Source organism: Streptomyces sp. NPDC002911, from assembly GCF_053591835.1.
Window position 1 is genome coordinate 1 of sequence record NZ_JBSFUO010000040.1, and the last position, 15,023, is coordinate 15,023.

15 protein-coding genes and 1 pseudogene are annotated in these 15,023 nt (G+C 67.5%); 7 read left to right on the forward strand and 9 right to left on the reverse strand.

What is annotated here, in order from left to right; all coding sequences use genetic code 11:
- From ACWD04_RS31265 to ACWD04_RS31275, 3 genes and pseudogenes are all read right to left on the reverse strand, one after another.
- A pseudogene (locus tag ACWD04_RS31265) lies at nucleotides 1–399 on the reverse strand (NAD-dependent malic enzyme); the annotation flags it as partial.
- Between the two features lie 72 nt (nucleotides 400–471).
- Nucleotides 472–1,818 carry a cation:dicarboxylate symporter family transporter gene (locus tag ACWD04_RS31270; RefSeq protein ID WP_451137116.1) on the reverse strand — a complete coding sequence of 449 codons (1,347 nt, stop codon included), beginning with the start codon at nucleotides 1,816–1,818 and terminating at the stop codon, nucleotides 472–474.
- A 161-nt stretch (nucleotides 1,819–1,979) separates the two neighbouring features.
- A complete protein-coding gene (locus ACWD04_RS31275) occupies nucleotides 1,980–3,146 on the reverse strand; it encodes a mandelate racemase/muconate lactonizing enzyme family protein (protein ID WP_451137117.1) in 1,167 nt (388 codons plus the stop codon).
- A gap of 108 nt (nucleotides 3,147–3,254) precedes the next feature.
- Here ACWD04_RS31275 and ACWD04_RS31280 point away from each other — a divergent pair, with 108 nt between their 5' ends.
- Nucleotides 3,255–3,938 carry a GntR family transcriptional regulator gene (locus ACWD04_RS31280; RefSeq protein WP_451137118.1) on the forward strand — a complete coding sequence of 228 codons (684 nt, stop codon included), beginning with the start codon at nucleotides 3,255–3,257 and terminating at the stop codon, nucleotides 3,936–3,938.
- 190 nt (nucleotides 3,939–4,128) lie between these two features.
- Nucleotides 4,129–5,003 (forward strand): IS5 family transposase gene (locus ACWD04_RS31285; RefSeq protein WP_451137119.1). Its coding sequence is split into 2 segments (ribosomal slippage): nucleotides 4,129–4,473 and nucleotides 4,476–5,003, totalling 873 coding nucleotides; the frame shifts between segments, so codons are not numbered across the junction.
- Between the two features lie 21 nt (nucleotides 5,004–5,024).
- Here ACWD04_RS31285 and ACWD04_RS31290 read toward each other — a convergent pair.
- From ACWD04_RS31290 to ACWD04_RS31315, 6 genes are read right to left on the reverse strand one after another with little or no spacing between them, the layout of a single operon-like run.
- Nucleotides 5,025–5,792 carry an SDR family NAD(P)-dependent oxidoreductase gene (locus tag ACWD04_RS31290; RefSeq protein WP_451137120.1) on the reverse strand — a complete coding sequence of 256 codons (768 nt, stop codon included), beginning with the start codon at nucleotides 5,790–5,792 and terminating at the stop codon, nucleotides 5,025–5,027.
- Nucleotides 5,768–6,748 (reverse strand): Gfo/Idh/MocA family protein, encoded by a 981-nt coding sequence (locus tag ACWD04_RS31295; protein ID WP_451137121.1) that lies wholly within the window; start codon nucleotides 6,746–6,748, stop codon nucleotides 5,768–5,770. Before ACWD04_RS31295 ends, ACWD04_RS31290 begins: the two co-directional genes overlap by 25 nt.
- Nucleotides 6,745–7,665 (reverse strand): sugar phosphate isomerase/epimerase family protein, encoded by a 921-nt coding sequence (locus ACWD04_RS31300; protein WP_451137122.1) that lies wholly within the window; start codon nucleotides 7,663–7,665, stop codon nucleotides 6,745–6,747. Before ACWD04_RS31300 ends, ACWD04_RS31295 begins: the two co-directional genes overlap by 4 nt.
- Nucleotides 7,662–8,225 (reverse strand): VOC family protein, encoded by a 564-nt coding sequence (locus ACWD04_RS31305; protein ID WP_451137123.1) that lies wholly within the window; start codon nucleotides 8,223–8,225, stop codon nucleotides 7,662–7,664. The genes ACWD04_RS31300 and ACWD04_RS31305 overlap by 4 nt, the downstream gene beginning before the upstream one ends.
- Nucleotides 8,222–9,217, reverse strand: coding sequence for a LacI family DNA-binding transcriptional regulator (locus ACWD04_RS31310; RefSeq protein WP_451137124.1), 996 nt, complete (start codon nucleotides 9,215–9,217; stop codon nucleotides 8,222–8,224). Before ACWD04_RS31310 ends, ACWD04_RS31305 begins: the two co-directional genes overlap by 4 nt.
- Nucleotides 9,210–10,199 (reverse strand): Gfo/Idh/MocA family protein, encoded by a 990-nt coding sequence (locus tag ACWD04_RS31315; protein ID WP_451137125.1) that lies wholly within the window; start codon nucleotides 10,197–10,199, stop codon nucleotides 9,210–9,212. The genes ACWD04_RS31310 and ACWD04_RS31315 overlap by 8 nt, the downstream gene beginning before the upstream one ends.
- 171 nt (nucleotides 10,200–10,370) lie before the next feature.
- Between ACWD04_RS31315 and ACWD04_RS31320 the strand changes: the two genes are divergently transcribed.
- The 5 genes from ACWD04_RS31320 to ACWD04_RS31340 all read left to right on the forward strand — a co-directional run bounded on the left by ACWD04_RS31320 (nucleotide 10,371) and on the right by ACWD04_RS31340 (nucleotide 14,972).
- Complete coding sequence (locus ACWD04_RS31320; RefSeq protein ID WP_451137126.1) at nucleotides 10,371–11,018, forward strand: bifunctional 4-hydroxy-2-oxoglutarate aldolase/2-dehydro-3-deoxy-phosphogluconate aldolase; 648 nt, start codon at nucleotides 10,371–10,373, stop codon at nucleotides 11,016–11,018.
- Nucleotides 11,015–11,602 carry an AAA family ATPase gene (locus ACWD04_RS31325; RefSeq protein ID WP_451137127.1) on the forward strand — a complete coding sequence of 196 codons (588 nt, stop codon included), beginning with the start codon at nucleotides 11,015–11,017 and terminating at the stop codon, nucleotides 11,600–11,602. Before ACWD04_RS31320 ends, ACWD04_RS31325 begins: the two co-directional genes overlap by 4 nt.
- Before the next feature lie 190 nt (nucleotides 11,603–11,792).
- Nucleotides 11,793–12,590, forward strand: coding sequence for an IclR family transcriptional regulator (locus tag ACWD04_RS31330; protein ID WP_451137128.1), 798 nt, complete (start codon nucleotides 11,793–11,795; stop codon nucleotides 12,588–12,590).
- Between the two features lie 90 nt (nucleotides 12,591–12,680).
- A complete protein-coding gene (locus ACWD04_RS31335; protein ID WP_451137129.1) occupies nucleotides 12,681–14,102 on the forward strand; it encodes an MFS transporter in 1,422 nt (473 codons plus the stop codon).
- Between the two features lie 57 nt (nucleotides 14,103–14,159).
- A complete protein-coding gene (locus ACWD04_RS31340) occupies nucleotides 14,160–14,972 on the forward strand; it encodes a sugar phosphate isomerase/epimerase family protein (RefSeq protein ID WP_451137130.1) in 813 nt (270 codons plus the stop codon).
- The last annotated feature ends 51 nt before the right edge of the window (nucleotides 14,973–15,023 follow it).

Sequence of the window (15,023 nt, forward strand, 5' to 3'; positions counted from 1 at the left end):
ACGGCGGGCGTCCTCGGGGTTCTCGGCGATCGCCATGCAGACCCGCGCCACACCCGGGGTGTAGATCATCGAGAGGTCGTCACGGTTACGGATGGAGTGCTTGGACGCCATCTCGATCTTGCCGCCGAGGTGCATCAGGAACGTACGGTCGGAGACCTTGCCCAGGGTGACGCCCTCAATGTCATGCAGCTGCTGCACGATCTCGTCGGCGTGGGAGGTCGAGGTCGCAGAGAGGGTGACGTCGATGCCCAGGCGGTCGGCGTCGGAGTGGATGACATCAAGGGCGGTCACCGAGCCGCCCAGCGCCTCCATGGTGGCTGTCAGCTGCGAGACGGCACTGCCGCCCGCAGGCACTTCGAGCCGGACGGTGATCGAGTAGGAGACGCTGGGCGCGCTCATGCGGGCTGTCCTCTTCTTGTGTGGAGCGGGGGTGGTGGGTGCACCGTGGGTGGGCGCCGACGGTGGGGCGGGTCAGCTGTCGACGCGGACCTTGGTGGCGTCGGCGTCGGTGTCGACCGGCGTGGACGCGTCGGGGCCGCGCTTGCTCAGGATGGCGCGTGCCTGATCCATGTCGATGTCCTTCTCCCATTTGCCGATGACGATGGTGGCGACGGCGTTGCCGAGGACGTTGATGAAGACGCGGCCCTCGTTGAGGATGCGGTCGATGCCGACGATCAGGGAGAGCGCGGCCAGGGGCACGTGGCCGACTGCGGTGACGGTGCTGGCGAGCACGATGAACGCGCCGCCCGCGATTCCGGCGGTCCCCTTGCTGGTGAGCATCATGACGCCGACCATGATCAGCTGCTGCTGCCAGGACAGATCGATGCCCATGGCCTGGGCCAGGAACAGGGAGGCCATCGTGAGGTAGACCGCAGAGCCGTCCAGGTTGAAGGAGAACCCGGAGGGGATGACGATGCCGACCACGGGCCGGCCGATGCCGAGGGTCTCGAGCTTGCGTACCAGTTGCGGCAGGACAGCCTCGCTGGAGCAGGTGCTCAGGGCGACGAGCAGTTCGGCCTTGAGGAAGCGCATGAGGCCGAACAGGCTCAGGCGGCAGGCCCGCATGATGGCGCCGAGGACGACCAGGACGTAGAGGATGCAGGTGGCGGTGAACAGGATGATGAGGTAGCCGAGCTGCTTGAGGCTGTCCGCGCCGTAGGTGGCGACCACGGTCGCCAGGGCGCCGAACGTGCCCAGCGGTGCCAGCCGCATGACCCAGCCCACGATGCGGAAGACGACGTCAGACAGCGCCTTGATGCCGCGGGTCAGGGGTGCGCCGTCCTCGCCGGCCATGTTCAGGGCCACGCCGAAGATGATCGAGACCATCAGCGCGGCCAGGATCGCGTCACCGGTGATCGCGCCCAGCAGTGAGGTGGGGATCAGCGAGGAGACGAAGCCGGTCAGGGTGGCGTGCTCGGTGGCGGTCTCGGGCACGTCGTCCGCGTTCAGCGAGGCGGGGTCGACGCTGAGTCCGGAGCCGGGCTGGAAGACGTTGGCGATCACCAGCCCGATGAGCATGGACACGAAGGAGAGCACCAGGAAGTAGCCGATCGCCTTCACGCCGATCCGGCCTGCCTTGCGCAGGTTGTCCATGGAGGCGATGCCGGTGGTGACCACGCAGAAGACGACCGGGATCACGATCATCTTGACCAGTGCGATGAACCAGTCGTTGAGCGGCTTGAGTGCCTCGCCGAGCCCTGGTGCGAGGATGCCGACGGCGATGCCGAGGACCGCGGCCAGCACGACCTGGAACCACAGCTCGCGTATCAGGCGGTTCAGCCGTGACCGCTGGGGGCGGTCAGTGGTGGTGCTTGTCATCGTTGGTGCTCCCTTGCACGACGATCGTGTGTAGCCCTGTCCCGTGGGGGGTGCGGGGGACGTGAGGCGGCTCGCGTCCCCGGGTCGTACGTGGCGCTCGGTGGAGCCCGCGCCGGCGGCAGGGGGCCTGCTGTTCGAGCGAGCCGCCCTGCCGGTGCCGGTCAGTTGTGCAGGGCGCGCAGCACCTTGTAGAAGGCGGCCTTGCTTTCGAATCCGATGCCGGGGGTGTCGGTCAGGCCGACGCGGCTCTTCTCGACGACGGCGTCGTCGGCGAAGCCGCCGGTGGGCTGGAACTCGCCCGGGTAGGACTCGTTGCCGCCGAGCTTGAGGGCGGCGGCGATGTGCAGGGAGAACTGGTGGCCGCCGTGCGGGATGCAGCGGCGGGAGGACCAGCCGTGCTGGCGGAGCATGTCCTGGATGCGCAGGTACTCGGTGAGCCCGTAGGAGAGGGCCGGGTCGAACTGGAGGGTGTCCCGGTCGGGGCGCATGCCGCCGTAACGGATCAGGTTGCGGGCGTCCTGCAGGGAGAACAGGTTCTCTCCGGTGGCGATGGAGCCGGTGTAGTGCTCGGCGACGGTGGCGTTGAGGTGGTAGTCGAGCGGGTCGCCGATCTCCTCGTACCAGAACAGACCGTACGGCTCGATGGCCCGCCCGTACTCGAGCGCGGTGGTGAGGTCGAAGCGGCCGTTGACGTCGACGGCCAGCCGGGAGCCGTCGCCGTCCAGGACGTCGATGACGGCCTCGATACGGCGGACGTCCTCGGCCAGGTCGGCGCCGCCGATCTTCATCTTCACGACGTCGTAGCCCAGGTCGAGGAAGCCGCGCATCTCGTCCTGCAAGTCGGTGAGGGTCTTGCCGGGGGCGTAGTAGCCGCCCGCGGCGTAGACGAACACCGCGTCGTCGGGCTGCCCGTCTCCGTGGCGCTCGGACAGGTACTGGTACAGCGGCTTGCCCTCGATCTTGGACGCCAGGTCGAACAGGGCCATGTCCACCACACCGACCGCGACCGAGCGCTCGCCGTGCCCTCCGGGCTTCTCGTTACGCATCATCACGTCCCACGCCTTGGCCGGGTCCAGGCCGCCCTGCTCGTCGAGGAGGCTGCCGGGCTCGGCGTTCAGCAGGCGGGGCAGGACGCGGCGGCGCAGGATCTCGCCGGCGCTGTAGCGGCCGTTGGAGTTGAAGCCGTAGCCGACGAGCGGCTTGCCGTCGCGGATGACGTCGCTCTCGATCGCCACGATCGAGCAGTCCATGGAGCTGAAGTCGATCCAGGCGTTGCGGATCGAGGAGCTGATCGGGACTACGCCCTCGTAGACGTTGGTGATCTTCACTGTGATGACCTCTCTAATATCTTATAAGTTACGTCGGTGTTAGGCTGAGGTGTCCTGACCGGGACTGTCAAGGGGGTGCGAGCACCCGGAAAGGATTCGTACGGGGCGATGGCCGACACGAACCTGTTCCTCAGCAAGAGCGACCTCGCCTACGCGGAGCTGCGCGGCCGGATCCTCTTCGGGACGCTGCCCGCGGGGTCACGGCTCGCGCAGTACGACCTCGCCGAGTCCCTGAACATGAGCATCACGCCCTTGCGCGAGGCCATCCGCCGCCTCAGCAGCGAGGGTCTCGTCACCGTCGAGACCCACCGCGACGTCCGGGTCTCCACCATGACGTCGGACGAAGCCCGCCAGCTGTTCGAGGTCCGCCTGTCCCTGGACCCGACCGCCGCCGAACTCGCAGCCCTACGGCGCACCGACGAGGACATCGCGACGATGCGGGCCGCCGTCGGCAAGCTGCTCCCCGTCACACGTCAGTGGGGGGAAGAGGCACTCACGGCCCACCGCACCTTCCATCAGGCGTTGTACCGCGCCTCGCACAACGACGTGCTCATCGGTCTCCTGGATGACCTATGGGACAAGTCCGACCGCTACCGGCGCCTCGGCCTCGAGCTCCCGCCCGGCGACGAACCCCGCACCCGTGACCTCCAGGAGCACCATCAACTCGTGGATCTCATCGAGGACGAACGGGCGGCCGACGCCGCCCAGTTGATGCGTGACCACATCGCCCACAGCCTCACCGCCACCGCCATCAGCGCCCTCGAAGACCGCGAAGGCGCCCATACGACGTGATGCGCAGATGGACATCAGAAAGCTGGAGAACTTTCTGTCGACCGTCGACGGCGGTGACTGCAACCGGACTGCCTCCCTTCCCAGCCGTCCCTGTCCCAGGCGTTACCCGCTACCAACCAAGATCACTTAGGTAACGAAGCGCTACTAGGGTCTGTTGCGAAAGTGGATCTTGAATTGCGATGATCATGGTGTGGCGCGAGGGGATCTGACAGACCGGCAGTGGGCTCAGTTGGAGCCGTTGCTGCCGATGGGGAAGAAGGCGGGCAGGCCGCGGACGTGGACGCGTCGGCAGCTGATCGACGGGATACGGTGGCGGACCCGGGCGGGTGCCCCGTGGCGGGACGTCCCCGAGCGATACGGTCCGTGGGACCGGATCTACGACCTGTTCCGCCGGTGGCAGCGCGACGGCACCTGGAAGCGGATCTTCGAGCAACTGCAGGTCCGGGCCGACGCGCAGGGTCTGATCACCTGGGATGTGAGCGTGGGTTCGACTGTCTGCTGTGCCCATCAGCACGCCGCCGGCGCGCGTAAAAAGGGGATCTGCAGCGCGAGCCGCCCGGCGGGATCGACACCGAGCCGGACGACCATGGCCTCGGACGCTCCCGAGGCGGCCTGACCACGAAGATCCACCTCGCGACCGAGCAGGGGCAGAAGCCGCTGTCGCTGCTGATCACTGCCGGGCACCGGCACGACAGTCCGCAGTTCCAGCCCGTCCTCGAACGCATCCGCGTCCCTCGCACCGGTCCCGGACGGCCGCGCACCAAACCGTCCAGGGTTCGTGCCGACAAAGCTTACGGCTCACGCGCGAACCGCTCCTACCTGCGCAGACGCAGGATCGGATGCACCATCCCGGAGAAGGCCGACCAGGTCCGCAACCGCAAGAAGCTCGGCTCCCGAGGCGGCCGGCCGCCGGCCTTCGACAAGGAGGACTACAAGGAGCGCCACGCGGTGGAGTGCGGGATAAACCGGCTGAAACGGCACCGCGCGGTGGCCGCGAGATACGACAAGTTGGCCGTGCGCTACGAGGCGACGGTGCTGGTCGCAGCCATCAACGAGTGGCTTTGACCAGCACTTTCGCAACAGACCCTAGGACCCCATACCGAGATGCGCTCCACCGGCGACATCGAGAGAGACGCCGGTGATGTACCGGTTGGCCCGGTCCGTGAGGAAGCCGATCGCGTTGGCGACCTCGGCCGGTTCGGCGAAGCGTCGCATGGGGAGCTGCGCGGCGCGAGCGTCGCGTGCTGCCTGCGCGGAGCCGGACTGGTCGGCGAGCAGTGTCCACATCGGCGTGTTCACCGGTCCGGGGTTGACGGCGTTGACCGAGATCCCGTCCGGTCCGAGGATCTTCGCCATCGACCACATGATGTGCAGCACGGCGATCTTGCTGGCGTTGTACGGCAGGTAGTCGATCCGCGCTTCCTTGGCCGCGACCGACGACAGCAGCAGAATGGTGCCCTTCGTGCCGCTGCCCCGCATGAGGTTCGCGACCTCGCGCGTGATGGTGAACGTGCCCGTGGCGTTGATGCGCATGGTGCGCTCGAACTCCTCGGTCGTGGTCGCCAGCGGAGCGGCGGTGCCGCCGAGCACCCCCGCGGCGTGGACGAGGACGTCGATGCGGCCGTGCTCGGCGACGATCCGGCGTACCACTTCGGCGGTCTGATGCTCGTCGGTGACGTCGAGCTCGGAGAACCCGGCGATGTCCTGCCCGTCGAGGGGCGCGAGGTCCGCCCCGACGACGATGTCCCCGCGCGCCTGCAGCGCGTCGACGACGGCCGCGCCGATGCCGCCGCTGGAGCCGGTGACCAGAGCGACCTGGGGCAGCGGCGCTACTGCACTGCTTTGCTGGACCATGTGCGTCCCTCCTGCTCCTCGGTGGGCAGGCCTGCCGCCGCGAGGATCTTGTCGAGTAGCTGCTGGGTCTTGACCGCTTCCCATCCGGAGGTCAGCGGCTGCTGCCGGTCCTGAACACGGTCGAGGAAGTGGCGGACCGCGGCGGCGAAGCCGAAGGTCTCGGTCGCGGTCGCCCAGCCGAACGCCTCGGGGCTCATCGACCGGACGGTGCGGACGCCGTCCGCCGTCACCGCGACGGTGTCGGGGGCGATGACCTCCGCCGAGCGTAGCTGCCCGTACGCGTCGAGCTTCTCACCCCACGCGCCGGCGGCTCGGGCCGCGACCAGCAGGCCCGTGTTCCCGGTCGAGAACCGGATGAGGGCGGCCGCGCCGTCCTCCTCCCAGGGGTCGGTTCCGGCGGCCGCGCTGGTGACCTCGACGACGTCTCCGCCGCAGAACCAGCGGAGGAGGTCCACCATGTGGATCGCGTTCTCGAACGTGGCCCGGTACTCGGAGCCGGCGCGGTTCTTCTGCGCGACGCAGAACGACGCTCCGGCCGCACCGAACGCTTCCCGTGCAGCGACGTACACGGGCGCGAACCGCCGGTTCAGGCCGACCATCAGGATGCGGCCGTGCTCGTCGGCGAGCTCCGCGAGGCGGACGGAGTCGGAGGTCGAGGTGGCGAGGGGCTTCTCGCAGAACACGTCGATGCCGGCGCGAAGGGCGCTCTCGACGGCCGCGACGTGCTCGGAGCGGGGAGTGAGCACGAAGACGGCGTCGAGCTCTTCGGCGTCGAGCATCGCGTCGACCGTGCGGTACACGTTCGCGAACCCCCACCGACGCTGCAGCAGGCTCGGGTCCTCGCGCCGCGACACCAGGGCGCGCAGCTCGACGTCGTCGCGCTGAACGAGGGTGGGGAGCTGCGCGATGCTGGCGATGTTGCCGGCGCCAACCACGCCGACGCGCAGTGCAGTCACGAGCGGACCTCGGCGTCCTGGCTGTTCGCCTCGAGATCGAGCTGCTGCAGCAGCGTACGGAGGTGCTCGGCGCCGCGACGGAATCCGGTTTCGGGGGCGTCGAGATCCTGCGGATGCCACCGGTACTCGTATTCGAGCGAGAGCACGTCGTCGTAGCCGACCTCGCGGAGGCGCCGGAGGATGGGCGACCAGGCGAGGGCGCCGTCGCCGACGACGCGTGAGATGACGGCGCGTTCCTCGGCGCGCACGCGCGCCGTCTCGGACGCGACGAATGGGGCGTTCGAGTCCTTGAAGACGAGGTCCTTGACGTGCACGTGGCCGATGAGATCGCCCTGGACGGTGAAGGCGTCGTCGACGTCCTCGTCGTGGGTGAAGGTGAGGTTCGCCTGGTCGTAGAGGACGCGGACGGCGGGCGAGTCGATCTCGCGGATGAGCTTTGCGGTGTCGCGCGCGGTCTGCGTCATGGTGCCGAAGTGGTTCTCGGCGCAGAGCACGACGCCTGCGTCCGCCGCTGGGCCGGAGAGCTCCTGGAGTGAACGAACGAGCTGCGTCCAGTGCGCGGCGTGGTCCTGCTGGCCCGGCTGCCACGCGCCGGCATAGACGCGGATGCGGTTCGCGCCGACCGCGTGGGCGATGTCGATGGCCGACCGCAGCTCGTCGACGGCTGCTCCGCGTATGCGCTCGTCGGTCGCGTTGATGGCGGTCGTGTACGGGGTGAGCCCGATGACCGGGATGCCTTCGCCGTCGGCGACGCGTGCCGCTTCCGCCGCTGCCGCGGCACCGCCGATGGGCAGACCGCTCGTGTAGTCGTCCTGGTAGATCACCTCGGCGGCATCCAGGCCAGCCCGGGCGAAGAGTTCAAGCGCTTCGGGAACGGTGTGGTCGGGGGTGCCGAGCGTGTGGCCGGCGATCTTCATGAGGATGTCTCCGAGGTCTTCGAGGTCGAGTGGGTGTGCCAGTCGTGGGGGCCGACGAGACGTGGGGGATCGGCGACCCGCGAGCGGTCGACGAACTCGAGGATGAGTCCCCAGGAGGTGCGGGCGTACACCCACCGGTTCCCGGCGACAGCGGGGCTGTCGCCGGCGACCTCCTTGCGCGCGCCGAGGATCTCGATGCCCCGGAGGTCGGCGACCGCGGCGACGACGTCGTCGACGTCGTCGACGACGAAGCAGAGGTGGTGCCCGCCCGCATCGCTGGCGCGCGGGAACACGGGGGAGCGGTCCTCGCTCCACCACTGGAACAGCTCCACGTTCAGGTTCGGCGGCAGCCGGAGCATGCGCAGCTCCAGGTGCGCGTCCGCGGGCACGCCGAAGTGCTCCGGCATGACCGCGGCATCGGGTCCGCGGGTGGAGCGATAGAGCTCCTCGGCGCCGAGAAGGACGGTGAACAGGCGGGTGGCGTCGTCGAGGTCGGGGACGGTGAAGGCCACGTGGTCCACGTATTGCAGACCGGGAAGGCGACCGGGGTTCGGATTCATGAACGGAGTTCCTGGGTGGAGGAGCGGATGAGAAGCGATGGCTCGAGCACGATGTGTTCGGGCGAACCGCCGGCGATAAGGGCCTCGCCGAGTTCGATGGCGATCCGTCCGAGGTCGGTGATTGGCTGTCGGACACTGGTCAACCGGGGGTTGAACTGGGCGCCGAGGTCGAGGCCGTCGAAGCCGACCACCGACAGGTCGGCAGGTACGGACAGTCCGCGCGAGCCGAGCTCGGAGATCATGGCGAATGCGATGAGGTCGTTGGAGGCGATCACCGCCGTCGGGCGGATCGGTTCCCGCATCCAGTGGTCCACGACCCCCGGCCCCGGATCGGCGCCGGGCGCCGCCTCCAGGACGACGGGTGCGATGGCGTGACGCTCGGCGGCGTGGTGGTAGGCGTCCCAGCGATCCTGGGCGGTGTACGTGCCGACGATCCCCGGGGCGTAGGCGATGTTCGCGTGGCCTAGACCAAGGAGGTGGTCGAAGGCGAGGTCGATGCCCCGGGCGCTGTCGACAGTGACGGTGGGCACGGCGGGGTCGTCTTCGACCCGGTCGATGACGACGACCCGGTTCTGAAACGCGTACCGGCGGAGCGCCTCGAGGTTGACCCGGGTTGAGGGGGCGACGATGCCGAAGGGGGAGTACATGGAGTGCATCGCGCTCACGTAGTCGGCGGTCTGCCCGGTGTCGCCGTCGGTGATGCAGAGCATCAGCTGGTAGCCGCGTGCTTCGGCGGCGGCGGCGGTCGTGCGCGCCAGCTCGGCGAAGAACGGGTTGGTCATGTCCGGAACGATCAGCGGGATGAGGTTGCTCGAGCCGCGGCGGAGAGCCTGCGCGAGGGGGTTCATCGAGTACCCGAGCTCGGCTGCGACACGCAGCACGTGTTCCCGGGTCGCCGCGCGTACGGCATCCGGTTTCGAGAACGCGCGTGACACGGTCGAGCGGTGCACGCCGGCCGCCTTGGCGACGTCGTCGATGCTCACCTCAGCCACGACGAGCCGTCCTCTCCAGGTGCGGCGACCAGATGAGCTCCATAGTGTTCGCAAGTTCGGCGAGCGTCGGCAGGCCCGCGAACCCGGTCGTGAGGGTGTCGGCGACGCCGGTGACGAAGACGTCGTACAGCGGGTCGCTGTCGACCTCGAGGACGGCGCTCCTGGTGATGCCGGATCGGTCGGTGAACGTCGCGTTGCCGGTGGTGTCGACGGTGGCGAACCCGTTGGTCCCGGCGGCGGTGAAGCTGCAGTACCGCTTCAGCGGCGAGTTGGGGAACGCGTAGCCGACCTCGACGATTGCCTCGCGGCCCGTGCCGGTGGTCAGGATCATCGTGGAGTGGTCGTCGACCGCCTCGCCGTGCAGCGTGGTGGAGAGCTTCTGGACGATGTCGACGGGGTGTCCGAGGTGGCGGATGGCAAGGTCGACGAAGTGCGGGCCCAGGTTCATGAGGCTGCCGCCGCCGGAGAGGGCGGGTTCGAGTAGCCACGGGTTGCCGTTGCTCCGGTACCGTGAGGGCGGACCGGCGACGAACGCCATCCGCTCGTAGACGATGTCGCCGGCCTGTCGCAGCCAGGTGTCGATCGGGGCGCCGCGCTGGACGAGCGGCACGGTCGCCGGCACGGCGGCCGAGCGTGCCTCTTCCTCGAGCGTCCGAAGGTCGGCGAGGTTCGCACCGGCGGGCTTCTCGATCACGAACGGGATGCCGTGGGCGATGAGCTTTCGGCCGACCGCGAGCATCTCGTGGTGCGGGCAGAACACGAACGCCACCTCGATGCCGTCCTGGTCCAGAGCCTCGTCGACGCTCGCCGCGACTGGTGCGCCCAAGGGCTCGGCGAATGCCCGAGTGACCGCAGGGTCGGGGGCCTGCACCGCGGTCACGCGGAAGTGCCGAGCGAGCCCGGCACGGTACAGCGGCGCGTGCCAGTGGGACGCACCCAGCACCACGGCCGAGGGCCGAGGGGCCGAAGAGGAATGATCCACCGCCGTGGACTCCTTCGCTTCGATGAGGATCCCGGCGTTCCAGTCGCCCTCGCGAATGAGAACGATTGCTGAGATCGATTGCAACTCAGGATGTACACCTCGCCGCGATTCGTCAATGCGCCCGGGTTGCGGCTCGACGAAGCGCACCAGAGTGGTGTAACCATCAGGGCCATGTTCCAAAAACTCCACGTCATAGAGACCATCCGCGATTCCGGCAACGTCCTCATCGTCCGCCTCGACACCGCCGAGGAGGCGTTCGAGGTCGCCTCGGCAGCCGTCGCCGGTGGCATCCGCGCCCTTGAGATCACCCTGTCGATCCCCGGCGCCCTCACCGTGATCGAGCGCCTGACCGAGCGCTTCGCCGGTGAAGATGTGGCCTTCGGCGCGGGCACCGTCCTCGACGGGCACGCCGCTTGGTCGAGCATTCAGGCCGGCGCGCAGTTCCTCGTCAGCCCGAACCTCAACCCCGAGATGATCCGCGTCGCCAACCGCTACCAGATCGCCACCATCAGTGGTGCCTACACGCCGACCGAGATCCTCGATACGGCCGAGGCCGGGTCGGACATCGTCAAGCTCTTCCCCACCGAAGCCGGCGGCATCCCTTACGCCAAGGCGGTCCTGGCGCCGCTCGCGCACGTCCCGATCCTTCCGGCGGGTGGCGTCACCACCGCCAACGTCGGCGACTGGTTCGCCGCAGGCGTCGCGGCGGTCGGAGTGGGCAGCGCCATCACCAAGGCCGGCCGCCCCGACGGCGACATGGGCAAGGTCACCGCAGCGGCGAAGGAGTTCGTGGCCGCGATCGCGCGAGTGAAGCGGTGACAGCCGACGTCCAGGCCCTGCCCGTTGCCTACATCACGCTCGGCGGGGCGGGGTCGGGCAAGTCGACCCTGTCGAGACACCTCAGCTCCCTCACGGGCGCGGCGTATCTCGACAAGGACACGCTCGCCGGCTCCCTCGTGCGAGTGGCTCTCGAGGCGTTCGGGCAGGATCCCTCCGATCGGGAATCGAACGAGCTGTACCTGCGGAGGGTCATGCCGGCCGAGTACGAGACGCTCTTCGCGACCGCCGGCCGGAATCTGGAACTCGGCCACTCCGTCGTCATCGATGCACCGTTCGTGGCGTATCTCGGAGACTCCGACTTCCTACGTCGCTCGACCGAGAGTGCAGGCTGGCCCGTCGCTCGCATCCGGGTGATCCACGTGCGCACCTCGCCCGAGGTCGTGCGGCAACGGTTGATCGAGCGCGGCAGCGAGCGGGACCGGGTCAAGCTCGCCGGATGGGACGTCTACTGGGAGCGATTCGGTGCACTCGAGTGCCGCTGGAACACCGGCGAGCACGACGTCGTCGTGAACGATGACGAGTCGGCGTTCACGCGTCTTCGTGAGCTGGTACAGCAGATCTGACCGCTGCGTTCTCGCGGGTCTGATGACCAGGATGACCGCTGGGTCTTGACAGGGCGGACGCGTGTGACGTTTCGTAACAGCGTTACAGCGACACGGACGTGGACGTGGATCCACGTCGACACGGACGTGGACGTAGATCCACGTCGACGCGGACGTGGACGTGGATCCACGATGGCGAGGAGACGAGAACATGGCACTAGCCGATGACGTCACAAATGCGATGCGCGTGCTCGAACTGCTGGCGCCGCATCCCGAAGGCCGACGCGTCACGGAGATCGCCGAGCGTCTGGGCGTCAACAAGGCCATAGCTCATCGCCTCCTCGCCGCCCTGGTCGATGCGGGCTATGTGAATCAGGATCCCCGCACCTCCAGCTACTTCGCCACTCACAGCCTCGGCGCCCTGGGGCTCCGCCAGCTGTCCTCGTCAGCAGTGGAAACGTGGGCTCAGCGAAGCCTGGACTCGCTCGCGGCGGAGTGTGAAGAGCTCGTCCGCCTGGCGGTAGCCACCAACGATTCCTTGAAGTGGATCGCCAAAGCCCAGGGGGCGAACTCGTCCCTCCGCATCGACCCCGTCATGGGCCAGGACGCGGTCCCCCACGCCACTGCATCCGGGAAGGCGTGGCTCGCCACTCTCTCTCCGGACCGAGTCGCGACCGTGCTGGCGCACGAGAGCCGTCTCGACGTCACCCCCAGATCCACCCTCGATCGGTCCGCTCTCCAGGACGAGCTCGACGAGGTTCGTCACCGCGGGTACGCCACGACGATTGAGGAGATGGACCTCGGTATCAGTGCCGTGGCGGCCGCCATCCATGGAGCCGGGCCGGGCCGGGAGGCCACCGGGACGATCAGCATCGCGGGCCCCTCCGTGCGGATGACCCGAGCGCGCATGGCCGAGCTGTCGCCGCCCCTGCTCGCGGCCGCGGCTGATATCTCCCGGAGCTGGCCGAGCTATGCCTACCTCGTCGCAGACGAGGGACTCTCCGCCTAGACAGGCAGACACCCCCTTCAACAGGTTCAGCGACCCTCGGCCGGGGGCGTTGGGATGCTCACTCGCGACCAAAATGCAATGGAGAATGCAATGACGCCCTCACGTTGCGCGCCCAGCGCATCCATCCCCGACAGCGCAGATCCCGTCCCGCGTAAGGGACAGGCCCGTAACCTGCTCGCCGGGACCGTCGGACACTTTGTCGAGTGGTACGACTGGTACATATACGGTCTTCTCGCCTCTGTCTTCTCCGCGCAGATCTTCCCCTCGGGCTCCCAGTTCGCGTCCCTCATCGCCGCGTTCCTCACCTACGCCATCGGGTTCCTCGTGCGGCCTCTGAGCGGCATCATCCTCTCCCCGCTTGCCGACCGGTACGGGCGCCGCCGCGTCCTGTCCCTCGCGGTCTCGGGGATGGCTCTCGGCGCATTGATCATCGGGTTCACACCCCCGTACGCGAGCATCGGCTACTTCGCGCCGATCCTGTTCGTCGTCGCCCGCATCCTCCAGGGCATCTCCGCCGGCACCGAGGGGCAGAGCGCCATCGCGTACATGGTGGAACACGCTCCAGCCAACCGGCGCGGACTTTTCGGCTCCTTCACCAACATGGCCAGCGGGCTGGCAACCCTCGCCGCAACAGGCGCCGCCGCCACCGTCACCTCTGTTTTCGCCGCCGACGCCCTGGCGTCCTACGGATGGCGGATCCCTTTCATCATCGGTGGTGTGATCGGCGTCGTTGGACTCATCCTCCGCGCCCGCTCGGACGAGTCTCCGGAGTTCGAAGCCAGCACGCTCGTCGAGCAGAAGTCCGCACCCGCGAAGCTCCTCCAGCTGCTCCGCGAACACCCCAAGGCGATCCTGCAGACTGCTGCCCTGTCCGCTCCCGCCGTGGCCTACTACACCTGGGCGACGTTCCTGCCCACCTACGCCAACCTCACCTCGGGCCGAGACCTGTCGTCCACCCTTGCCGGCAGCGCGATCGGCCTGGCCCTGCTGGTGGTCGTCGTCCCCGTCGGCGGCTACCTCTCCGACCGTCTCGGTCGCCGGAAGATCTTCCCCATCATCGGCGCCATCGGAATGATCGTCCTGTTCTATCCGCTCCTTCTCCTCCTGCAGGCGCCCGGCTTCGGTGTCTACGTCATCGTCGCCGCCTCCGGATGGGTTGTCCTCGGAATCTGGCAGGCCGTCTACCCCACCATCCAGGCCGAGTTGTTCCCCGCCTCGGTCCGCGTCTCCGGAATCGGATTCGCCCATCAGATCGTCATCGCCCTCTTCGGCGGCACCGCTCCCCTCATCGCGTCCGCGTTCGTCGGCGCCGGACGGCCCATGTACGTGGCGATCTACATGATCGTCATCGTCGCCCTGTGCCTCATCGTCTACTTCACGCTCCCGGAGACCGGCAGCCGAGCCCCGCGGGAGATCGTTTCCGCGACCGACACCATCGCCGTCGTCATGAGCGAGAACTCGTCCACTGCTGCCAGTTCAGCCCCTGAACAGTACGAGGTTCCCCGGTCGTAGCCACCCCTGCTCCTGAGCGCACGATGGGGACTCCTCAGAGATTGAACGGACATTCATATGATCATCAACACTTTTTCGTATCTTTGGTCGACAACGGCGATCGATGCGATATCCGAGCTGACCCAGAATGGGTACAACACCTTCGAGGTTCCCATCAGCTCTCCACATTGCTGGCCGGAAGAGATCTCCAGCTCCGAGCGTTCGGCGATCCTGGTGACGCTCAACGAAAACGGCGCCAAGATCCGATCCCTGAACGCCGGCGGATACGACATCAATCTGGCCAGTCCTGGTGCCAGCATGCGCCGGAAGAGCATCGAGCACATCGCCTCGGTGATCGATCTTGCGGTGGCTTGGGATGTCCCGGAAGTCGTCATCTCACCCGGCACACGGCGTCCTATGATCTCCCCCTCACTCGAGAGTGTCTACGGGTGGATGTACGAAAGCCTGGAAGAGCTGATCCCGCTGGCCAAGCGGGCGGGAAAGCGACTCCTCTTCGAGAACACCCCCTACTGCTTTGCGCCCACGATTGAGGAACTGGCAGATATCGTCAGCACGGTCAACGATGATGCACTGAAAATCGTGTACGACGTCGCGAACGCTGCTTATATCGGGGAGGATCCCGTATCGAGTCTGCGCTCACACCACGGATCGGTTGCACTCATGCATATCTCCGACACGGGTACGGAAACATGGGGACACGATCCCATCGGCACTGGGGTGATCGATTGGAACGGGCTGGGTAAAGCAGTCCAAGAGACAATTGGAGTAGACAACGTCGTGCTCGAAGTCATCCGCGAAGAGAACACCCTTGAAGAATTCGCGAAGGCGATGCGTGACCTCAGTGAAGAGGGTTGGAATCTCGGAGAGTGATTTCAGCGCCTCGGGGTTCAGAGTGACTCAGAGGGTCATCGAACAGTAAGG